The sequence below is a fragment of the Halobacteriovorax sp. YZS-3-1 genome, assembly GCF_047084945.1.
In the GTDB taxonomy this organism is placed as follows: Bacteria; Bdellovibrionota; Bacteriovoracia; order Bacteriovoracales; family Bacteriovoracaceae; genus Halobacteriovorax_A; species Halobacteriovorax_A vibrionivorans.
In genome coordinates, this window is record NZ_JBKIYI010000001.1 from 827,586 (window position 1) to 847,774 (window position 20,189).

General features: G+C 34.5%; 20 protein-coding genes. 18 read left to right on the top strand and 2 right to left on the bottom strand.

Features of this window, described 5'->3' with window-relative positions:
* Positions 1-121 precede the first annotated feature (121 nt).
* From sppA to ACMAZI_RS04005, 12 genes are all read left to right on the top strand, one after another.
* A complete protein-coding gene (gene sppA, locus ACMAZI_RS03950; RefSeq protein ID WP_114705497.1) occupies positions 122-1,081 on the top strand; it encodes a signal peptide peptidase SppA in 960 nt (319 codons plus the stop codon).
* A 10-nt stretch (positions 1,082-1,091) separates the two neighbouring features.
* Positions 1,092-2,321 (top strand): hypothetical protein, encoded by a 1,230-nt coding sequence (locus tag ACMAZI_RS03955; RefSeq protein ID WP_114705496.1) that lies wholly within the window; start codon positions 1,092-1,094, stop codon positions 2,319-2,321.
* The gene (locus ACMAZI_RS03960) at positions 2,309-2,710 is read left to right on the top strand and encodes a hypothetical protein (protein ID WP_412475108.1); all 402 of its coding nucleotides are present in this window, start codon (positions 2,309-2,311) and stop codon (positions 2,708-2,710) included. Before ACMAZI_RS03955 ends, ACMAZI_RS03960 begins: the two co-directional genes overlap by 13 nt.
* Positions 2,710-3,585, top strand: coding sequence for a hypothetical protein (locus ACMAZI_RS03965; RefSeq protein WP_114705494.1), 876 nt, complete (start codon positions 2,710-2,712; stop codon positions 3,583-3,585). Before ACMAZI_RS03960 ends, ACMAZI_RS03965 begins: the two co-directional genes overlap by 1 nt.
* A gap of 1 nt (position 3,586) precedes the next feature.
* Positions 3,587-4,390, top strand: a complete 804-nt coding sequence (locus ACMAZI_RS03970; protein ID WP_114705493.1) for a hypothetical protein — start codon at positions 3,587-3,589, stop codon at positions 4,388-4,390.
* Positions 4,390-5,088 (top strand): MotA/TolQ/ExbB proton channel family protein, encoded by a 699-nt coding sequence (locus ACMAZI_RS03975; RefSeq protein ID WP_158536744.1) that lies wholly within the window; start codon positions 4,390-4,392, stop codon positions 5,086-5,088. Before ACMAZI_RS03970 ends, ACMAZI_RS03975 begins: the two co-directional genes overlap by 1 nt.
* A gap of 9 nt (positions 5,089-5,097) precedes the next feature.
* Positions 5,098-5,511: a biopolymer transporter ExbD gene (locus ACMAZI_RS03980; RefSeq protein ID WP_114705491.1), complete on the top strand. Its 414-nt coding sequence runs from the start codon at positions 5,098-5,100 to the stop codon at positions 5,509-5,511.
* An 88-nt stretch (positions 5,512-5,599) separates the two neighbouring features.
* The gene (locus tag ACMAZI_RS03985; protein ID WP_334678069.1) at positions 5,600-6,289 is read left to right on the top strand and encodes a TonB family protein; all 690 of its coding nucleotides are present in this window, start codon (positions 5,600-5,602) and stop codon (positions 6,287-6,289) included.
* An 8-nt stretch (positions 6,290-6,297) separates the two neighbouring features.
* Positions 6,298-7,632 (top strand): PD40 domain-containing protein, encoded by a 1,335-nt coding sequence (locus ACMAZI_RS03990; RefSeq protein WP_114705489.1) that lies wholly within the window; start codon positions 6,298-6,300, stop codon positions 7,630-7,632.
* Positions 7,633-7,762: 130 nt separating this feature from the next.
* A complete protein-coding gene (locus ACMAZI_RS03995) occupies positions 7,763-9,310 on the top strand; it encodes a sigma-54-dependent Fis family transcriptional regulator (RefSeq protein ID WP_114705488.1) in 1,548 nt (515 codons plus the stop codon).
* Positions 9,311-9,378: 68 nt separating this feature from the next.
* Positions 9,379-9,552: a hypothetical protein gene (locus ACMAZI_RS04000; RefSeq protein WP_158536743.1), complete on the top strand. Its 174-nt coding sequence runs from the start codon at positions 9,379-9,381 to the stop codon at positions 9,550-9,552.
* A gap of 82 nt (positions 9,553-9,634) precedes the next feature.
* On the top strand, positions 9,635-11,065 hold the full coding sequence (locus ACMAZI_RS04005; RefSeq protein WP_412473729.1) for an HD domain-containing protein: 1,431 nt from the start codon (positions 9,635-9,637) through the stop codon (positions 11,063-11,065).
* Here ACMAZI_RS04005 and ACMAZI_RS04010 read toward each other — a convergent pair whose 3' ends face one another.
* On the bottom strand, positions 11,066-11,893 hold the full coding sequence (locus ACMAZI_RS04010; RefSeq protein ID WP_114705486.1) for a hypothetical protein: 828 nt from the start codon (positions 11,891-11,893) through the stop codon (positions 11,066-11,068).
* Positions 11,894-12,062: 169 nt separating this feature from the next.
* On the opposite strand from ACMAZI_RS04010, the gene ACMAZI_RS04015 reads away from it, so the two are divergent.
* From ACMAZI_RS04015 to ACMAZI_RS04040, 6 genes are all read left to right on the top strand, one after another.
* Positions 12,063-12,821 carry a cell division ATP-binding protein FtsE gene (locus ACMAZI_RS04015; protein WP_114705485.1) on the top strand — a complete coding sequence of 253 codons (759 nt, stop codon included), beginning with the start codon at positions 12,063-12,065 and terminating at the stop codon, positions 12,819-12,821.
* Positions 12,809-13,606 (top strand): hypothetical protein, encoded by a 798-nt coding sequence (locus ACMAZI_RS04020; protein ID WP_114705484.1) that lies wholly within the window; start codon positions 12,809-12,811, stop codon positions 13,604-13,606. The genes ACMAZI_RS04015 and ACMAZI_RS04020 overlap by 13 nt, the downstream gene beginning before the upstream one ends.
* Complete coding sequence (locus ACMAZI_RS04025; protein WP_114705483.1) at positions 13,591-14,655, top strand: murein hydrolase activator EnvC family protein; 1,065 nt, start codon at positions 13,591-13,593, stop codon at positions 14,653-14,655. The genes ACMAZI_RS04020 and ACMAZI_RS04025 overlap by 16 nt, the downstream gene beginning before the upstream one ends.
* Positions 14,656-14,670: 15 nt before the next feature.
* Complete coding sequence (locus ACMAZI_RS04030) at positions 14,671-16,023, top strand: S41 family peptidase (protein WP_412473728.1); 1,353 nt, start codon at positions 14,671-14,673, stop codon at positions 16,021-16,023.
* Positions 16,024-16,089: 66 nt separating this feature from the next.
* On the top strand, positions 16,090-17,391 hold the full coding sequence (gene xseA, locus ACMAZI_RS04035) for an exodeoxyribonuclease VII large subunit (protein ID WP_114705481.1): 1,302 nt from the start codon (positions 16,090-16,092) through the stop codon (positions 17,389-17,391).
* A complete protein-coding gene (locus ACMAZI_RS04040) occupies positions 17,388-18,836 on the top strand; it encodes a histidine kinase dimerization/phospho-acceptor domain-containing protein (protein ID WP_412473727.1) in 1,449 nt (482 codons plus the stop codon). Before xseA ends, ACMAZI_RS04040 begins: the two co-directional genes overlap by 4 nt.
* Here ACMAZI_RS04040 and ACMAZI_RS04045 read toward each other — a convergent pair.
* On the bottom strand, positions 18,833-20,170 hold the full coding sequence (locus ACMAZI_RS04045; RefSeq protein ID WP_412473726.1) for a PolC-type DNA polymerase III: 1,338 nt from the start codon (positions 20,168-20,170) through the stop codon (positions 18,833-18,835). The genes ACMAZI_RS04040 and ACMAZI_RS04045 overlap by 4 nt on opposite strands.
* Between the last annotated feature and the right edge of the window lie 19 nt (positions 20,171-20,189).

The window sequence follows — 20,189 nt, forward strand, 5'->3', positions numbered from 1 at the left end:
TACTTTTCGGAATGCAGCAGATTTACTTTAATAGGCAAGTTTGTAACATGTTAAAAAGTTTACGAAATCCAATATTTCTGGGAAGATAGAGGTATGGTTTTATAAGCTCAGGGAGGATGCTTTGTCGAATAATAAATCAAAAGATCGTGCAGTTGTGGGCCTTATGGCCTTAGTGGCGGTTTTCTTTGTCGTGCTTATTTTATTTTCAGTATATACGGTAAATATTTTTAAGGGTAGCAACGACTACATTGCATCATCATCAACGAAATCAAAAGATAAGATTGCTCTCATTGAAGTTGAGGGTGTCATTATGGAGTCTAAGAAAGTCATTGAACTTCTCCATAAGGCAGAAGCTGATGAAGCAGTAAAAGGTATTATCTTAAGAGTAAATTCACCTGGTGGAGCTGTTGCTCCAACTCAAGAAATTTATCAAGAAATTCTTCGTATTCGAGGAGTTGGTCAGTATAAAGAAATAACAAAAAAACCTAAGCCTATTTATGCTTCTTTCTCATCAATTGCTGCAAGCGGTGGTTATTATATTGGCGCAGCTACAGAGAAGATTTGCTCTTCACCAGGAACTCTTACGGGCTCAATTGGTGTAATCATGCAATTTGTTGATTTATCAGAATTATATAAATTCGCCATGGTAAACCCACAAACAATTAAAGCTGGTCGCTATAAAGATATTGGTCAGCCAAATCGTTCCATGACACCAGAAGAAAGAGAACTTATGACAAGAATGACTTTAGATGTTCATAAGCAATTTATAGATGACGTATCAGCGCAAAGAAAAGAGCGCTTAACTTCACCAATTAATGAAGTTGCTCAAGGTCAGGTTTTTTCTGGAGCACAAGCTAAAAAGCTTGGTCTAGTAGATGATCTTGTTGGACTTTGGCCATGTGCACGTGGTCTGCATAAAACACTTGAGCTTGAAGGTGACTTAAACCTAAGTGAAATTAAAATTAAAAAGAAAAGCAACTTCTTCTCTCTTATTCAAGATCTAGAGGATGTGAAGGGTGCTGTTTCTAGCTTTGTTGAATATGTGAAAATGAGCAATTCGACGAATATCATGTACAAATAGTTGAGGTATAATGCATATCTACTTAAATTGGCTACAAGATCATATATTAGCTGTTGTGGCCTTTGTTTTTACTCTTATCCTGATTTATCACTACTTTAGTGAGAAGGATACAGGTGTAAAACTTTCAAAAAGATATCGAAATTCTATTTTCGAAGCTCAGTCAAAAGTATTCTTAAATGCTACACAATATCTAATCTCAGGTAATCGTGATCTTGCTATTAAAGAATTCCTTAGTGCTGTTGATATTAACCGTGAAACAATCGATACATATTTCGCGCTTGGTGGACTATTTCGAAGCAATGGTGAAATTGAAAAGGCCATTAGTATTCACCGCTCTCTTATCGCAAGGGATAATATCTCTGAGTCTGATCGAATAAGAGCTCTTAAAGAGTTAGCAATTGATTTTGATAAAGGTGGCTTCGTTGATAAGGCCATTGAAACATATAAAGATGTTTTAAAAATCAATCGCGATGAATTTGATGTTATTCAATCTCTTTGTCGAATTTATGAAGATATTGGTGACTGGGATCAGGCATATAATTATCGCATTATGCTATCGAAAGTAGGACACGAAAATCAATCAGAAACGATTTCTCATATTCTTGTTCAAAAGGCCAAGAAACAATTTGAGAATGGACAGCTTTCAAAAGCGGCTGAAGACTTAGAAGATGGCTTTCGTTTTGCTCCTTCTGTATCGGCCAAAATATTAAAGCTTAGAATTCTTCTTCATGAAGGTAATGTTGATGAGGCTAAGCTTAACTTATTAGAGCTTTTAAAAGAGCAACCAATGTATGCTTCATTTGCTTTTGAGTCTTTAGAAGAAGGATTTAAGGGAAGTGAAGATGAGAAGGAAAAGTATTTTAAGAGACTTAATTTAGTCGTTGAATATTTCTTAGAATTAAATGATGCTGATCTTCTTTCAAATGAATCGATCATTTTAACTAAGATTAGACTTTTTAAGCAACAACACCAACTCCATAAAGCTTATGAATTATTAAGTGCTTGGGAAAAAGGTGAGAATACTACTTCTGATGCTCTTAAGTCTGAATATATTAAGATCTTAATTGAGCTCGGTAAAAAAGAAGAAGCTGTTACACAAATGAAAGGACTACTCGATAATATGCGCCAAACAGTTACAAAGCACTATTGTCGAGAATGTGGTTATAATTCAGATGATATTTTTTGGCGTTGTCCACAATGTCATGAATGGGAAACGATACAATTCAGATGGAAAGTATAAAGAAAACTATTCTAATTCTATTATTTGCAACCCAAGTTTTTGGGCAAGCAAAGAGTGATAAATCTTCAAATGTTAAGAAGACGATTTATTACGTGAATACTGTATACTCTCAGCTACATCAAAATCCATCGAAGTTCTCAAGAGTTCTTTCAACTTTTGAGTGTGGTCAACCTTTTTATGTAAAAAGTGCTCCGCTGTCGAATTTCTACAATGTTGAATATTCTAATTACCAAGGTTTTATGAGTGTGGATGTTTTATCGAAAACAAAACCACAAGAGTGCTGGCAGGATTTATATCGCCGCTTCTTTGATAATATTGAAATCGGTGTAACTGAAATTCACTATTGGGGACGTCTCCAGGATCTATTAAGAAGAGGGGAGAGTCGATAATGAAAAGGTTATTAATTTTAGGATTTATTCTTACATCTTTTTCATCTCCATTTGCTCAGTCAGATCAAAGTGAACTACCTGTCGAAAATGAATTTGTTAATTTTAATAAAATTCAAAAAGTATTAAAAAAAGATGGCCTTGAAAAAGTTGCCAAGAAGAAAAAGATTAAAGCTCAGGAAAAGAAAGACTCGATCGAAGATAAGAAGAAGGCTTTCTATAATACACCAGGAGGAAGACACTTCTGGGAAATTATGACTCAGTATTGGCTTGTCAAAAATGTAAACCTACTAAAGTGGGATTTTCATAAACCTGAATTTGGAGTTACTGAGTACTTTGAAAACTTCCTAAAAGAAGTTGGCTACTTTGGCCTAAAGTTTAAAGTTCTGTATGTGAACTCTGCTAATATCACGCATTTTGGTTTTCCACTTTCAAGAAAAGACTATCTCTTTGTTGTAAGTGTTCCATTTATCCGTGCTATGGACTTATCAAAACTTCAAATATCTCTGTTAATGTTTGAGGACTTATTAAGATTAGAAAATGAACAATTTATTAGTAAATTCGATGATGCGACATTATTGAAGTTAATGAATAGTAACTTTTATAAGAAAGAATTCCCAAAGGAAGCATTTGAAAAGGTTCTAGCTAAGTATTCAGATATTGCTTTTAACTCTGGCTTTTCTTTTAAAGATCAGTTTACAGTAACGAAGAAAATGGATGTTATTTTGAAAAATAATCCTAAATATTGGAAGAATTACTATAGTCTATTAGAGAAGATCGACTCTTTAACAAAGGGGAACTTACTTTATAAGCATTATTCAAAGATTTATCCATCACCTGAATTACAGCTAAAATGGATAGACCCAACGACTAATTAATATGAAGTTATTCGCCAAAGAAAAAGCTATTTATACCTCAAAGTATGCAATCTCAATTTTTATGTATTGGGTAATTTACTTTATATTAGTTTCTATAGCTTCGTTCTTTCACTTTCGTCTTGGCCATAAATTGATAATTGTAGAAAATTGGCTATATGACTTTTCATGGCAACTACTCGTGATGGCCAGAATTCTGGGATTTTTTGCATCAGCATATCTATTTTCAGATATTCGAATTAAGGATATTCGAAGTCAGCTCTCTTTTGATTGGTATAATAATATTACGACACCTACTTATTTAGTATCGTTTGCTTCAATTTTGGTGTTCTTATTCTTTATTCGTCCAAGTCATTTAGAGAATGTTCAATTTTCTGTTTTTCAGTTAATTATCCACAATATCTTAATTTTCGCCTTTTTCTTCTTTGATTTTTTAAATTCAAAATTATTTCTAAAGAAGAAAAGGGGAGTTGGAAGGTTATTTCATATATTTGTTGAAGGATCTTTTGTTTATCTTTCTTTATTTGTTCTTTTTCCAAGAAATACAAGTTTAGAAATTGGTCACCTCTTATTATTTTATATGGCCTATATTCATCTGTATTTATTTAACTATTCAGTCTTAAAGGGAATGATCTTTGTATCAATAGTCTTTGTTCCGCTTTTTGCATTCTTAGGTCATGATCCATTGTGGGGGACATATTACTCGATGTTTTTCTCTCGCTTAACGAGCCTTCTAATGCCGGCCATAAGTTTATTAATTGTAACAATCGCTTACTCATATTTTTTACGTAAGCAAGGAGAAGTATAGTGCAAGGTCACAACTTAGATATTTTTCAAATCTTACTTGATTCTAGTATTGTCGTAAAAATCGACTTACTATTACTTGTTGCAGCCTCAGTGCTGTCTTGGACAATTATCTTTCAAAAGCTATCTGCATTCAAAAAAGCGGAAAGGGCCAATAATGACTTTAAAAACTTTTTTAGTGGAGTAACTTCATTAGAAGAAGCATATCACGATGCACAGACCATTGAAGAAAGTCCTCTAAAGAGAGTTTTTCTTTCTGGTTATCGTGAACTAAAGAAAACAGAAATTGCTCTGGGTGAAAATTATGCTGCTATTAAAGAACACTATGCTTCGATAGCAAACCAATCAATGGAGCGTACTCTTAGTAATGAAGTTGTTGAAGTCGATCAGACGATGAGTTCAAACCTAACAACATTAGCTTCAATTGGATCAATTACTCCATTTGTTGGTTTATTTGGTACCGTTTGGGGGATTATTGATTCCTTCTCAGGGCTTGCTAGTGGTGGAGCGACACTAGAGACTGTTGCACCTGGTATTGCTGAGGCCCTTGTTGCTACAGCAGTTGGTTTAGTCGCAGCGATTCCTGCAACTTGGTACTTTAATAAATTTGGTCAAAGAAGAAATAAACTTAGAGAACAACTTCATATTTTTAGTAATCAATTTATTAATGAAGTAGAACGCTATATTTCTTCAAAGTCTTAGGAGTATTTCATGGGAATGAATACAGGTGGAAATGGCGATGGGCCAATGTCAGAAATCAACGTAACACCTCTCGTGGATGTTATGCTGGTTCTTCTTGTTATCTTTATGATAACGGCACCTCTTATGCTTAATGGTATTGAACTAACTCTTCCAAAAACTAAGGAAGTGAATGTTATGAACTTAAGTTCGTCTCAAGTTGTTTTAAGTTTTACGAATTCTGAAGAGTTCTATGTTGGTAAAGATAAGATCTTAATGGCCGAACTGATTAAGGTTTTAAATTTGAAGCTTCAGGAAACAAAGTCTCAGACTTTATTTTTAAGAGCTGATTATCAGTTAGAATATGGAAAAGTTGCAAAACTCATGTCATATCTGAAATCAAATAATATTAACAATATTGCATTGGTAACAGAATTAGAGGAATAGAATTATCGAAAATAATTTTAATAAATACATTTCAATATCATTAGGGGGACACGTTCTCTTAGTGGCGGCTTTGTATCTATTTTCGATCATGAAATTAGGAACTCCTTTTGATCCAGAGAAAGCAAACCTTAATAAAATGAGAGTCATTGGAAAGGCCATTAAGGTTGATGTTGTGGCCATGCCTAAGATGACTTATCAGGAATTAAAGAAACTAAGCCCACCACCAAAGAATAAAGTGGCAAAACCTAAGGTTGAAACGAAAGACACAGGTGGAAGTGATAAGGCAATTTTAAAGAAAGAAAAGAAAACAAAGTCATTGGCCGATATGCTTTCTAAATATGCCACAAGAGATGTTAAAGAAGACAATAAGCCTAGAAAGAAAGTTAAAAAAATAGAAGAAGTCGAAGATAATACTGATTATAGCGGTGTTATCGCTGCTGGTAATAAACTAAGTGAAGGTAGCTCATATACTGGAACAAGTAGTGTCCAGGCTCAAGGTGCATTTGATGAGTATGTTTTAAGTGTAATGGAAGAGGTTAGAAGATATTGGAAGCTTCCTGCTTATCTTGCAAATTTAGAGCTATCTTGTCATGTGCAAATTTTTATTAATGCCCAAGGAAAGTTATTAGATTATAAAATTATAAAGTCTAGTGGTAATAAAGAATACGATAATAAAGCAATTAGCTCAATTCGTTCCGTTAAGAAGTTCCCTAGACCAGATAAGGAAATCACCAATAGGTTAGTCGCTGGAGAAATTGTTCTGGCCTTCCCTATATAGGAGGTACAATGAAGTATATTTTAAGTGTTTTTATATCATTACTATTATTTACAAATGTTTTAGCTGAAAATGGGCTAACTGTTGTTTCCGTTGGTGAAGCAGAAGTTGTAAAAGAAACCCTATTAGTTGAAAAAGTCTTCTCTGAGGGTGCATTTACGCCTAATGAATTAGAAGCTGCTGAAAATTACATAAATATCGTAAGAAATGATTTTAAGTTCTATTCAAATTATTTTCAGGTTCTACCACGACGAATCTCTCAAACATCTTTTGATAATGTACGATTCTCTACTTATAAAGCAAAGGAGACAAACTTTCTTGCTCGCTTTCGTGTTAACCGTGATAATGGGACAACAAATCTAGAGTATCGTTTATGGAATACTTCAAACGAAAAAGAATTAGTAACAGGAAGTATTGCATATGATCAAAATAACCGTAGTGCAATCCATGAAATTGCAGACAAGTTTTATCGCGCTATTGTAGGAAAGCCATCAATCTTTAAAGATAAGATTGTATTTGTTTCAGATCACAAATTACCAGAAGGAAAGAAAGAGCTTTTCATCATGGACTTTGACGGTGCAAACCCAAAGAGACTTACTTGGCACAACGGAGTTGTTATCTCTCCTGCTGTTTCTCATGATGGAAGTAAGATTGTTTACAGCTTAATTGATGAGTCAGTAAAAGGTGCAAAGAAGAACGTAAACCTTATGATCTACGATGTTGCGACTAGAAAAACAAAGATCCTTTCTAAACGTAAAGGTCTTAACTCTGGTGCAATCTTTACTAACGATGGGGAAGAGATCATTTTAACTCTTTCTCACCAAGGAAATGCAGAACTTTATCGTATGCATTTAAAGACAAGAAAGCTTACGCGATTAACAAAGAAATTTGCACCAGATGTGGACCCATCTCTTAATGCAGAGGGGACAATCCTTACATTCCTTTCTGGAAGACCTGGTAAACCAATGATTTATACGATGGATCCCTCTGGAATAGAGAAGGATGTAAAGCGTATCAGCTACGTTGGAAAGTATAATGCGACTCCACGATTTCACCCAAATGCCTCTGAGATTGTCTTCTCTAGCTGGCTTGATAACCGTTTTGACCTGTTTAAGGTAGGGGCCGATGGCCAAAACCTAGTGAGATTAACGAAGGATTTCGGCTCAAATGAGGATCCTGAGTACTCAAAAGATGGACAGTTCATTATTTTTACAAGTTTGAGGGTAATTTCACAATCTAAGGCCACTCAGAATGTCTATATTATGGACACTTGGGGTAAAATCCTGGGTCCACTAACCTCAAACTTCGGAAAGTGTACAAGTGGTAGATGGCTTAAGTCATTGTAATTACTGTATATCTATATTTTTTTTGAACACCCGAGTATTTTAGTCTTGTAAAAAATTCAGACGCACTGTATCATGAATATAGTTTAACACTATGCGACACATACAATAAAAAATACACGGGAGTTTTTACATGACAATCGAAATGAAAAAAGAATCAACAAAAATTGAAAACCTACTGTCTACTCTTCTTACAACTTTAGATGAGCAGATTTTCTTTAGTGAGTTATCAAAATTCTTCAAATCAGAGATTGCATGCGATGAAATCATCATCAACCTTGCTCACGAAGATGGAAGCTGTCGAATCGTTTCTAAGAATGCTAAGGCAGTTAAAAACGCTAAGAGAGTTTCAAAAGGACTAGGAGCTGTTGGACATGTAATTAAGTCTAAGAGAGCTTACTTTTCAAATAATGTACAAAGAGATCCACTTTTTGCTTCTACTAAAGAAGAAAATTCACACTCTGAATTATGTGTACCAATGATCATCGACGGAGTAATCATCGGAACAATCTCTTTTAAAGGTAATAACGAAGAAGTTAATTTTAAGAAAGAAGATATCAATACTGTGCTTGAAGGACTAAATGCTATCCAAAAGCCACTTAAGAATATGAAGATGTATCTTTCAGCTAAATTCTTAAATGAGTCACTTAAGCAAAAAATTGAAGAAAAAGACCATGAGTTAAAGAACTCTGTACCAGGTGTAAACCTTTCTCGTTCAACTACTCAAGAGAAAGAAATCATTGGTAAATCAGAAATCATGCAAGAGCTTCTAATTGCTGTTGATCGTGTAGCAGCATCAGATGTTAACTCTTATATGGCCGGTGAAACTGGTGTTGGTAAAGAGATGATCGCAAGAAGAATTCACTGTCGATCAGAAAGAAAGAACCACGCATTCATCGTTGTAGACTGTTCAATGGGGAACGATGACTACCTTGAAGCAGAAATCTTTGGAAAAGAAGAAGTAGATGCTGTTAGAGGATTTAGAGTAAAGAAAGGTGCCCTAGAAGCAGCTAATGGTGGAACAATTTTCATCAATAATATTGAAAAAATGCCTGTAAAAGTACAAGCAAGACTAATGAGCTTCATCAATGACCTAGCTTATTCTAGAGTTGGAACTCATGAGAAACTAAGATCAAACGTAAGAATTATTGCTGCATCAGCACATAATATGAAAGAAAGAGTAGAGGAAGGAACTTTTAGAGAAGACCTATTCTACAATCTATCAACTATTGGTCTAAGAGTACCATCTCTTAGAGAAAGAAAGTCTGATATCGAAGTTCTAGCTAACCACTTCCTTAACCTTGGAAAGTCAGCTGAAACACAAAAGTCGATGTCTCCAGGTGTTGTAAAACTTCTTGAAGATTACAACTGGCCAGGAAACGTAAGAGAGCTTCAGTCAATCATGGAAAGAGCTTATGTTCTATCACCAGGAATGATTGTTGAAAGAGATCACTTAGCTGATAGCATTAAAGTTGAGCAACAAGAAATTAATGAAGAAAAAGAAGAGATTAGAGTATTTAGAGAAATGACGCTTGGTGAAATTGAGAGAGAGCATATCTGTCATACACTTGAGCACTTAGGTGGTAACAAGACTAAAACAGCAAAAGTTCTTGGTATTACTGTAAAGACTCTTTATAACAAGCTGCATAGCTACGGAATGATTGAAGCTAAGGAAGCTTAAAAGAAGTTTAAACAGAATTGATAAAGCGTGTTTTTGAAGTTAATATGTCAGTCTAATAAGGAGAAACCATGTCAACAGAAGACAATAGACTACCGAAGAACTTCAGAAATTCACCAGATTTAGAGAATTTTTACCGCTTTATCTATGAAAATAACTTAAGAGCTGAAGCTAAGAAGATGTTCGAAGCTCTAAAAGTTGCTACTACTCCTGTAAAGAAAAGAGGAAGAAAGAAAAAATCTTAAAATCTTGTCAAAAAGTCGCAAAAATATCATACAATATAAGATGCCCGTATTTTACGGGCATCTTAGTTTTCAAAGGATCAACATGGAAGTTGCTGAACAAACCAAAAAAGGTTTAAAGGTCTATGACCCTCTCTATGGTTTTATTGATTTAACTCCTCTAGAGATGGAAATCATTCACAGCCCATTCTTTCAACGTCTTAGATGGATCAAACAATTAGGATTTTCATTCTATGTATTTCATGGTGCTGAGCACTCTCGCTATGGCCATTCAATTGGTGTTTTAAATAATGCTCATCATATTCTAAGATCTGTTGGACGAGGTGTTGAAGATCACGAGTTATTTCAAAAAATTCAAATAACCAAAGAGGCCAAATATCATCAGGCAATTCGTATATCTGCCTTACTCCACGATATTGGTACTTTTCTCTTTTCTCATACTACTGAGATGGCCTATATCAAAATAGGGGAGACTACTAATAAGAAAGGTGGAAAAGGTCTTAAAGATGACCACGAAAATCTTGGTTCATTTATTATTAAAAATACTGATTACGAAGGTGGTCTAACACGTATTCTTAAAGATCATGGAATTGATCCACAAGAAATTTCAGATCTTGTAAAAGGAACTCACTCTTCAATTCTTGCCAATCAAATTCTACACTCTGAAATTGATTGTGATCGTATGGATTATCTTTTAAGAGATGCTCATTATACGGGATTAAAATATGGAACTTATGATCGTGAGTATCTTCTTCATCATTTCACAACGAAGAAAGTTGCGGGACATGATATCTTAGCAATCAAAGAAAATGCTCTTCACTGTGTTGAGGACTTTCTAAATGCAAGGTTTGCTTGGTACTCACAAGTTATTCGCTCTCCTCGTGGATCAAAATATGACTCTATCGCTGATACGCTTTGTTATCATATGCTAGAGAAAGGCCATATTTATCGCTACAGTGAACTCTTAGATATTATCAGTAACGATCCAATGAGATTCTACGGTTTCAATGATTCATACTTTATGAATACGATTCATAAATTATTAGTTGATGGAAAGTTTGATGGTTATCCACATATTAAAGATATGGCAAAAATCCTTCTTCTTCGTCATGGAGCTAAGAATATTGATATTAGCGAATTCTCACAAAGCCTATTGGAACAAGATAATACTGGCTTTAATGACAAGCTCTATAAGAAAACAGAAAATAAGGCCCAAGATATTGTCAATATTGTAAAGATGAAAGGTGGAGCTGCTGATTGGGTTATCCCTGATCTTCCTAAGAAGAAAATTATCTTTGTTAAAAGTCCTCGAGAGTTAGCAAAGGAAACAAATAAAACGAATCTTTTACTTGAAAGAGATCCTGTGAAAATTTGTTTTGATGATGGCCAGGTACAGCTCTTAGCAGATGTGGAGAACTCAATAATCTCTAAGCTATCAAATACCATGAGCTACACGCCAAATTGTTTCTGCTCAGATGGAGCTTATCAAATTCTTCAGGATGAAGGGATTATCTAATTAATTTAGACGTCCCTTCGCTCTCTTTATAAGTGGTAGATAAATACCTTCAAGGCTTGCACCATCGTAATCAATAGTACTGAGATTTCCCGTAAGCAAGTCTAGCTCTGAATTTACAAATAGGACTTCTGTATAATTATCAAAAGTAGGATAATCGCGAACAAAAGCTCTCTCTTCAATTGAGTTTTCAAGATTTAATAGCAGGCAAATAATATTAGCACTACCTTTTGGCTGAGGTATTCTTGGAATAACAAAGCTTAAATTATCAATAAGGTTATTGAGATAATCTTGTCTTTCTTCACTTCCAAAAGTGACAAGGCCTTTATTTGTGATTGAAAAGAATGTTGCTTCAACACCCATAAAGCGGTGAGATTCATTATCAATTGATAATAATGATATGGCCTCATCTCTTGGTGATAAAATATATTGGCCAGTAATTTCATCAAATGGTGGAACAAAGATAAAGTTTTCAAAATTTGTCATACCAAGATCTTTATCCATATTTAGCCCAACGACTTCGATAGATTTTGATTTTGTTTCTCGACAAAGCATTCCCACTGTAATGGGACGAATCCTTTGACCTTCTTGAATTTGTTCTTCACACAATTGGCGATCAGTATAAGCAAGAGTTAAATTGATTTCTAGTTGATCAATATACTCGGTTTTAAAGCGATTACTTTCAGAATTGGTGTCATTTTGGATTACATAGATGATGTCATAAAATGATAGACAATTATCGACACTTGAATCATCGATACAATTTCGTGATCTAAGAAAAGATGAAAGGTGTTTCGGATCCACTTGTCTATTGTTAATTTTTTCAAGCACTTCTGACTCCTTGAGCATCAAATTTATATGATTCTACGTTCGAAATTGGCCATGTTCAAGGTGAGTTATGTTAAGTTTTTCTATAACTGACGCGGTGGGTTGGTTTTTTCATCCACCTTTGCTTAATATTTGATTTTGTTATAAAATTGTACTGTGGCAAAGAGGATTTTTGCCCACATTCAAGTTAGGAAGATTTGAATATTATAATGAAGGACTCATATCAATGATCTCAAGCAGTTACGCAAATCAAACTCATCAACTCTTTGGTAATCAAAACCTCAGCACCAATATGTGCTTTAACCTAGAAAATGTAACGGTTGATTTTGGTGGCATCAAGGCCATCTCTTCAATTAATTTACAGATTCGAAAAGGTGAAATCGTCTTTGTGACGGGAGCTTCAGGAGCTGGTAAGACAACGTTGTTAAACGTACTCGCTGGTAATATTGCACCAACAAGTGGAAATATTAAGATTGATGATCGCGTTTTCACAACTCAGGTTTTTCAGGACTTAAGATTAGTTGAGCACATGAGCTTACTAGAAAACCTTCAGTATTCATTTGATCCAAGTGTTTATCGTTCAAAAAAAGAATTTGAAAGTGATTTAAATGAGTTAGTAAAAATTCTTGGAATAAAAAATCGTATAAAATTAAAAGCAAAAGATGCCAATGGGGGACTTAGGCAAAAGGTTGCCATCATTCGTGCACTTCTTTCTAAGCCAGATGTATTCATTGCTGATGAGCCATCAAGCTCTTTAGACTTTGATAATACGAAGCGCTTATTTGATTTATTAAATATTTATAATTCTAAAAGAGGAACAACGATTATTTGGGCCTCTCATAACCGCGAGCTAGTGCAAAGATTCACTGGTCGTATTATTCACTTAGACAACTCTAGACTTATTCATTCGGGGCATGCATGTTTTATTTAAAGGAATTAGCAAGATTTTCAAAGAACAATCTCTTTGGTCAAATCCTATTTTCTATTTTAACAATGACTCTTGTTGTTGCCGTATCAAATTATAATCACTTTGAGGCGAAGATCTCTCGTGCTCTTCCATCAATGCAAAATGAGTACTACTTTAATGCTCTAGTTGATGGCGACCTAAATACAAATAGTATTACAAGAAAAATTAAAGGTCTTCCAGGTGTTAAGGCAATCGAAAGTATTAGTGCTTCTAAAAACTTAAATGTTACTAAACAGTTAAAAGATGTTCTTGATCTAGATAAGAATGAAATTACAGAAGTTATCTCAATGAAAGGATTAAAAATTATTCTTGATGAGAAAGTATCGGAGAGTTCAACTAATCTCATACGTGAGTATTTAGTGAGACTTACAGGTAAAGATAACGTCGTTTTAGGTGGTATTAGAAAGAAAATCTCGAATCACCAGTCATGGAAGGAAGTTATGACGGAAGTTAAGCGAAGACCATTACAGGTTGCTATCGTTGTTCTTTCAATCTTTTGGATCGTTGCATTTGTTGCAATTAGAAAAGACCTTAAGCAAGTGTCATATTTAATTGAGAAATTTCAAAGAAAAAAGAACGTAGCTCTAAAGATGTATTTAACAAATATTCTTATATGGACTCTTTTTGGAATTGTTATCTCATTTGCTTTCTTTGCTCCAAATGAAATCTTGGTCGCAACTATATGCGCTTTATTAATTTCAACATCAGCTTTGTATACGCTTGGGAAACTTGAATGGCAAAAAGCTTAGTACTCCTTTCATTTTTAATTGCATCTTCAATTGCTTTAAACTCTAATGCAGCGACAAATTATAACGCTGTAAAGAAAGAGGTTAATAGTAGTCGAGAAAAGATTAATTCTTATAAAAAGAAGATTCGTTCAATTGAAGAAAAGCTACAAATAAAGAATGAAGATTACTTGCAAGCAATGAAGTCAAGACAGGATCTTGATTATAAAATATTTGAAATAGAAAAAAATCTTAATCAATCATTATATGAGTTAGAAGATGATAAGACGAAAGTTAAAAAAGCAATTCGTCATGTGGCCCTAAGTTATCTTGAAAATTCAACTCATGAAGACTTATTAAAAAATCAACTACTCTTAAAATCTTTAAAGAAAGAAAAGAAAGAGATTCAGTCTAAGATAGAATATTGTACAAAACTAAAGAAGAAAGTTTTTGACCTAAGAACACGCTTAACAGAGACTGCCAAAGTTGAAAGAGAGCTTTATTCAGTTCTTAGAAATCTTGAAAATGAAAAGAATTCAACAGTTAAGGTCTTTCTTACTGAAAAAGAAAATCATGAAAAACTTAAAAACGAATATGGTGAGTTAAAAAAGTCTTATCTTGCTAAACAAAGAGCAAAGAAAGAAAGAGCTCGTAGAAAAGCTGCAAAAGCGAAGAATGCGAGTAAGTCTTCTGCCGCAACTCTAGCAGCAAATTTTGCAATTCCTTTAAAGAAATATATCTCAGCTGAAAATGGATCAAAGGGGATTACTTATACAGTAAAAAGTGGCGAAGGTGTTTATGCTACTAAAGAGGGAACAATTGAGTATGTAGGTTCTCTTGCAAATGTTGGTAATGTCATTATGGTTGCTCATGGTGGAGATGTTAGAAGTATTTATCTTGGCGACTTTGCTGCGAGTGTGAAAAAAGGACAAAAGGTTAAACTTGGTTCCACGCTTGCTAAAACTCGTTTTTCTATCAAGAAAGGAAATCTTAGTAAGGTTTACTTTGAAGTTAGAAAGAAGAATACTGCACAAAATACAGCACAGTTAATTAACGATAAAATAAAATTATAAGATTAGGATTTATATATGAAGAAGATAGTTTTGGCCCTTGCTCTAAGTGCCTTAGTTACTCCTACCTTTGCCAAGGAAAAGGATTCACAAGCTTCACGTTTTGAAAAACTAGAGCTCTTTAATAAAGTTATCCATATTATTGAAACAAATTATTATCGAAAAGTTAATATCGATAAGCTCATTGATGGGGCACTTAAGGGTATGTTTCAAACACTTGATCCGCATTCCGCTTTCTTAGATAAAGAAGTATTTAAAAAGATGCAAGAAGATACAAGTGGTGAATACGGTGGTCTTGGAATTGAAGTAACACAAAAAGATGGTGTACTTGTTATTACGACACCAATTGAAGACTCACCTGCGGAAAAAGCTGGTCTTAAGCCAGGTGATAAGATTGTTGAGATCAATAATGAGTCGACAATAGGTATAACTCTTGATGAAGCCGTTGATCGCATGAAAGGTGATCTTGGAACTGTGATTAATTTAGGTATCCTTAGAGCTGGTGAAAGAGATATCCGTTACTTTGATGTTAAAAGACAAAAAATTAAAACGAAACCTGTTAAGTCGTATGCTGTTAAAGACTATGTAGTCATTCGATTAAGCCAATTCCAAAAAGATGCTGCAAGACATGTTGTTCGTGCATTAAAAAAGCATAAGAAGCAATTAGGTAAGAAGTTTAAAGGTGTTGTTCTTGATCTTAGATCAAACCCTGGTGGACTTTTAAATGAAGCAGTAAATCTATCTTCGATTTTCTTAAATGATGGAGTCGTTGTTTCAACAGAAGGACGTGACCCTAAGAATAAAGAGATACGTTATGTGAAAAAGAGCGGACATAAAGAATTGGATTGTCCTCTGGCCGTTCTTATTGATGGAAAAAGTGCTTCAGCTTCTGAGATTGTAGCAGGTGCTCTTCAAGATCATAAACGTGCAATCGTCGTTGGAACAAATTCTTTTGGTAAAGGAAGTGTGCAAACTGTTTCTCAAATTACAGAAGATGCAGGAATTAAGCTTACTATTGCTCAATATATGACACCAAAGGGAAGAAAGATTCAGGCCCTAGGGATCAAACCAGATGTTATGGTTTCTCAGGTCGAAGGCGAGTTTGTTGAAGAGAATATGTATGACGATGGTGGAATTCGTGAAGTTGATTTAAGAAACCACCTAACTGCTACTGTTGAGACTGAAGAAGAGAAAAAAGCGCGACTTAAGCGTGAGAAAATTGCTCGTAAAAAGAGAATTGAAAGAGCACGTGAAATTAATAAACATATCAAGAATAAAGACAAAGATAGAAAGTATTCGGCCTCAGAGGACTATCAGGTTATTCAGGCGATTAAATTCTTAAATACTGTTAATAAATTCAAGAAGATGTAGAAATATTCGAAGTGGGATGACGCTGTCCGTCTTCTCACTTCGCACCTTTCAAGACATCATTATTAAATGACCAATAAAGTACCTTCTGTATCCCAATTAATTACCCATATAAAAAATAATCTCGAGTCTAATTACCAAAATATTAGTGTCACAGGTGAGGTCTCAAATTTGAGTTCTTCTGGTGCTGGTCATTGGTATTTTTCACTAGGTGATGCAAATGCTTTGATGAATATGGCCCTCTTTAGGGGGGACGCCATGAGAAATCCGATAATAAAAAATATCAAGGCCGGAGACAAGGTTATCGTTTCTGGTTCAGTATCGGTCTATCCAAAAAGAGGATCGTTCCAGTTAATTGTTAAGCGTATCGTTCCAGCTGGAAAAGGTGATCTACAGGAGCAATTTGAAAGATTAAAAAAGAAGCTTCAGGCAGAAGGTCTTTTTGATATGAGTTCAAAAATACCAATTCCTTCAATGCCTAAGAAAATAGGTGTTATTACTGCTCGTGGCGCAGCAGCACTACAAGACTTTTTAAATGTTGCAGCAAGAAGGTCTGATTATCACCAAGTCTTATTATCTCCGGCACTTGTTCAAGGGGATAACGCACCAGCTTCAATTAGAAAAGCATTAGAGAAATTAATTGCATATCATCTCAAGGCAAAAGAAGAGGGACGCACTAAGGATATGTTAGACGTTATTGTTCTAACTCGTGGTGGTGGTTCCATGGAAGATCTTTGGGCATTTAACGATGAAGCTTTAGCCTGGGATATTTATAATTGCCCAATACCAACTATTAGTGCAGTAGGACATCAAGTTGATTTTACAATTTCTGATTATGTAGCAGATCTACGAACAGAGACCCCATCAGCGGCTGCAGAAGTTTTAACGCAGAAGTTTTTATCAATTGAAACTGATTTAAATAGAGTCAGAAAAGATCTTAAAAACGCAATGGATGGCCAACTTCGAACTCGATATGAAGTTCTGGCCGAAACGTCACCACTAAGTTTCTTACAAGCACTTAGATCAAAGATTTCAGAATATAAACACGATCTTGAAAAACTTAATTTAATAAAAAGAAAGGAACAAATTCTTTCACTATATGAATATAGCTATGAGCTTGATCGTATCGCTCAAAAGCTATCTCGTGCTATTAAAGAAAAGGTACAAGTATTTAAAAATCGCAACCTAGAATTTGAAAAGATTCTTTCAGCATTGAATCCTCGTAACGTTTTAACTCGTGGTTATGCTTATACTCAAATTGGAGATAAGGTTATAGGAAGTGCAAAAGAGATGAATAAATTATCAAATGTGGATGTTGATATTCATTATGCGGATGGCAAGGTTACTCTTCATAAGGGGACAAAGGCATGATTAATTCATTGGAGCTAGGTGCTGAAAAGGCCAATACGACTTCAAGTGGTGTTGATAAGTTCTACTATCATACTAATATCTCACTTGAGGAAGAAATTTTAAGAGAGCTCGTTTATGCTGGCTTTACTCCAGTTCATGAAGACCTAGAATATCCAATTGAGTTTGAAATAGAATCAGGATCACCACTTATTATAAAGCTTCAATCTTGTCTTATAGAAGTTGAAAGTATTGATCACCTAAAGAACTTAGTGCACTTTAACCGCGCTCTACAGCGACTTTATAAGTTAAATAAAAGTATGCACTTAGCAAATTTAGATGAACTTGGAGAAGGTGGGGTAATACTTGAAAAGGTCTATCAAGAGAGTGATAGTAACTTTATCGGTACAATTTTTAAACTCAATGATGTTAAGAATGAATTCGCTATTACAAAAATAAAAAAGAATACTTCTCAAAACTACTTAGTCGTTGAAGACTATTGTTTTGAAGATGAGGAGAATTATTATCTTTTAAAAGATAAAGGCGAAAATACTCAAGAGTTTGCCAGTGGAATAGCAAATGCCATAACCCTTATCAGTGCTAATGATAAAGACTTGGCAAATGAAGCAATTGGTATCAGTGAGCTGATCAATCAGCTTAGTTTTCCGGTGGTAATTTTAAATGATGATATTGTAAACTTTCACAACGATCATTTTTCAAAATTAGGAATAACTCCAGGGCAACTTCTGAAGTCTGTTGATAGTAGCTGGATTGATATTGATGAAAATAAGTATAAGATCCTATCGTCAACATCTAATCATCTACAAATCATCTGTCTTGTAAGGCAGGAATTTAATTATTCAAAATCACATTCAGAGCTTGGTATTATTACTAGCTCTATTGCTCATGAATTAAATAATCCACTGGCGGGAATTCTAGCGGCAATTAATATGTTAGAACTTGAAGACTGGGCCGAAGAAGATGCTGCAACCTTAGAGGAGATGAAAGCTTCAGCGAAACGTTGTCAAAATCTAGTGAGTACATTCTTAGGTTTTTCACGTCTTAAAGAAAAACAAGGTTTCGACCAAAGTTTTGGAACAATTCTAGAGCAAGCAACAACACTTCTTAGTAATCGAAAAATTGAATCAGGGATTTCAATCGAAACTAATGTTTCAGCACAATTAGAAAATGCAAAAATATGTGGTGCTTCACTACCAATTATTCTTTATTTAATTTTAAGTGAGATGATGACTTTGAAAAATCATGAACTTCTCATTGAAAAAGGGGATAGTACTATAAAGTGTTCTTTCACTTTAAATGGAAGTGATATCAAATTAAATGTGAAAAATTTAAATCTAGAAGGTCAAAAGAGTAAGATTCTAGGGCGACTGATTGGCCACTTATTAGGACTTGAAAATTCCCGTGTGGATATCATTGGCCAAGATATAATTATCTATAATCTTCTCTAAATGAAGGCCTTTGGGTAGTTATACCTATTAGGGTTTGCCTGTGTGAATTTCTCAAACTCAACAAAGAAGAATTCTTTATTCTTTAAAGCAAAAGAGTCTTTAAAGATGATAAGTTCACGCTCTTCTCTCATACACTTTGCCATATAGAGATTTGTAATATCAGCTAGTGCTTTTGGAAAGTTAACTTCTTTTAGCTTCCCTGACTTCTTGCGGTTGGTTTTTGAATTAATGTATTGAATTAATTTCTTATCGTGTCCTGGATAGCGAAAGATTAGGCCTTGGCGAATACCAAGTGCACCTAGAGGGTAGATTGTATACTGCTCTGGTACCAGGTGATTCATGAGAACAAAGTCACATTGTTTTATTTTTTGTAACTCATCTTTGTATTGGCCTTTTAGCTCTTCAAGGCTTTCTTTACCAATGAGGTTCTCTTTTAATAGATCAATTGATTTCTCTTTGTCCGTCTCATCCATTTTTGCATATGAATGATTGAATCGAATAAGAGATTCAAGGATTGGCCCTGAAAGCTTCATTGAGATTGTCTGCCATTCAAGTTCAGCAATACGATCACAAATATATGTAATTTCATTTTCTTTATTTGTACAAGGATAAGAGAAGAGAATAATTCCATTCTTTCCTTTTACTGTAATAACAAAAGGAGCAAAAATCGACTTCATTTTATCTCGAATTTCTTCCAAGTTACTCGATGCTTTTTTGAAATTACAAAGGTCCAATTCATAGCGGTTTTTAGGGTAGTAGAGATGGTTGATCTTTTTGATACCCTTAGCAATAAATATATTTAAGTAGTTTAGAAATAGCTCCGCTGTTGCAATTGAATCATCAAGAGCGCGGTGGGCCTTGTTATGTGAGATTTCAAAGATTCTCGACATATAATTTAGATTTGAGTTCATGAGGGTTGGAATAAGGTATTTTGTCATAAGGTTTGTACAAAGGCCCTTATTCTCTAGCTCTTTTCTTCCAAGTCTTTTTAAAACAGAATTTAAAAATGGGATATCAAATGAAGAGTTGTGTGCGATGAGAACGCGATCTCCAATAAATTCTAAAACCTCTTCGATGACTTCATCAATCTTTGGTGCATCTTCTACTTCTTCTTGGGAAATTGAAGTTAGTTTTTGAATAAAGTCTGGAATCTTTCTTTCAGGGTTGATGAGAAAACTTTTTGTAGCACCAACTTTTAAGTTATCAATTTGGACGAGCCCGATTTCGATAATCTTATCTTTTTTCTGATTTCCACCTGTCGTTTCAAGATCAAAGACACAAAAACTCATGTCCTCGAGCATTTCTCTAGATGATTGATTCGAATTTGATTCCATTTACAATCCATGAAAGCCG

Bases quoted from the DNA above. Each gene is read 5' to 3' on its own strand.
- ACMAZI_RS04040 (WP_412473727.1), top strand. From the start codon at position 17,388: ATGATTAATTCATTGGAGCTAGGTGCTGAAAAGGCCAATACGACTTCA.
- ACMAZI_RS04025 (WP_114705483.1), top strand. From the start codon at position 13,591: ATGGCAAAAAGCTTAGTACTCCTTTCATTTTTAATTGCATCTTCAATT.
- ACMAZI_RS03955 (WP_114705496.1), top strand. From the start codon at position 1,092: ATGCATATCTACTTAAATTGGCTACAAGATCATATATTAGCTGTTGTG.
- ACMAZI_RS03970 (WP_114705493.1), top strand. From the start codon at position 3,587: ATGAAGTTATTCGCCAAAGAAAAAGCTATTTATACCTCAAAGTATGCA.
- ACMAZI_RS04020 (WP_114705484.1), top strand. From the start codon at position 12,809: ATGTTTTATTTAAAGGAATTAGCAAGATTTTCAAAGAACAATCTCTTT.
- xseA (WP_114705481.1), top strand. From the start codon at position 16,090: ATGACCAATAAAGTACCTTCTGTATCCCAATTAATTACCCATATAAAA.
- ACMAZI_RS03960 (WP_412475108.1), top strand. From the start codon at position 2,309: ATGGAAAGTATAAAGAAAACTATTCTAATTCTATTATTTGCAACCCAA.
- ACMAZI_RS04045 (WP_412473726.1), bottom strand. From the start codon at position 20,170: ATGGAATCAAATTCGAATCAATCATCTAGAGAAATGCTCGAGGACATG.
- ACMAZI_RS04030 (WP_412473728.1), top strand. From the start codon at position 14,671: ATGAAGAAGATAGTTTTGGCCCTTGCTCTAAGTGCCTTAGTTACTCCT.
- ACMAZI_RS03995 (WP_114705488.1), top strand. From the start codon at position 7,763: ATGACAATCGAAATGAAAAAAGAATCAACAAAAATTGAAAACCTACTG.
- ACMAZI_RS03985 (WP_334678069.1), top strand. From the start codon at position 5,600: ATGAAATTAGGAACTCCTTTTGATCCAGAGAAAGCAAACCTTAATAAA.
- ACMAZI_RS03990 (WP_114705489.1), top strand. From the start codon at position 6,298: ATGAAGTATATTTTAAGTGTTTTTATATCATTACTATTATTTACAAAT.
- ACMAZI_RS04005 (WP_412473729.1), top strand. From the start codon at position 9,635: ATGGAAGTTGCTGAACAAACCAAAAAAGGTTTAAAGGTCTATGACCCT.
- ACMAZI_RS04000 (WP_158536743.1), top strand. From the start codon at position 9,379: ATGTCAACAGAAGACAATAGACTACCGAAGAACTTCAGAAATTCACCA.
- ACMAZI_RS03980 (WP_114705491.1), top strand. From the start codon at position 5,098: ATGGGAATGAATACAGGTGGAAATGGCGATGGGCCAATGTCAGAAATC.
- ACMAZI_RS03965 (WP_114705494.1), top strand. From the start codon at position 2,710: ATGAAAAGGTTATTAATTTTAGGATTTATTCTTACATCTTTTTCATCT.